Source organism: Pseudomonas sp. SIMBA_041, assembly GCF_046535095.1.
In the GTDB taxonomy this organism is placed as follows: Bacteria; Pseudomonadota; Gammaproteobacteria; order Pseudomonadales; family Pseudomonadaceae; genus Aquipseudomonas; species Aquipseudomonas mucoides.
The window spans coordinates 1-529 of sequence record NZ_JAWRXJ010000040.1 but is presented as its reverse complement, the minus strand read 5'-3'; the positions used below and the strand labels follow the sequence as shown (position 1 = coordinate 529).

Below are 529 nucleotides of genomic sequence, written 5' to 3'. Positions count from 1 at the left end.
CGGGCATTGCTGCGCGACAGAAACGCCAACAAGGCGCGCACCTGCAAGCCCTCGCGGGACGGCAGCGAGGGCAGCGTCAGCCATTGAGCCGCCAGTGCCAGCAACGCCAATCCCGCGGTCACGGCAAACGACATCCGCCACGAAAACAGCGTGCTGACAAACGTACCAAACGGCACACCGAACACCGTCGCCAGGGTAATCCCGGCAAAAATCAGCGCCGTCGCTTTCGCCGCTTTTGACTCGCTGACCAAACGCCCGGCAGCCGCAATCGCCACCGCCCAGAATCCACCCAGCGCCACCCCCAACAAGCCGCGCCCCACCAACATGATCGACAACGACGGCGCCAACGCCGAAACAGCGTTGGACGCCACCAGCAACAGGGTCAACAACAGCAATAAATGTCGCCGATTCATCCGCCCCGCGCCGAGCATGATCGCCGGCGCCGACACCGCCGCCACCATGCCCGGCACGGTCACCATCAACCCCGCGACCCCATCGGTGATGCCCAGGCTATTGGCAATTTGCGGCA

1 protein-coding gene is annotated in these 529 nt (G+C 64.5%); it reads right to left on the bottom strand.

Features of this window, described 5'->3' with window-relative positions; translation table 11 throughout:
• Positions 1-529, bottom strand: a 529-nt coding sequence (locus SB725_RS30135; RefSeq protein WP_410923015.1) for an MFS transporter, incomplete at both ends; no start/stop codon positions are given.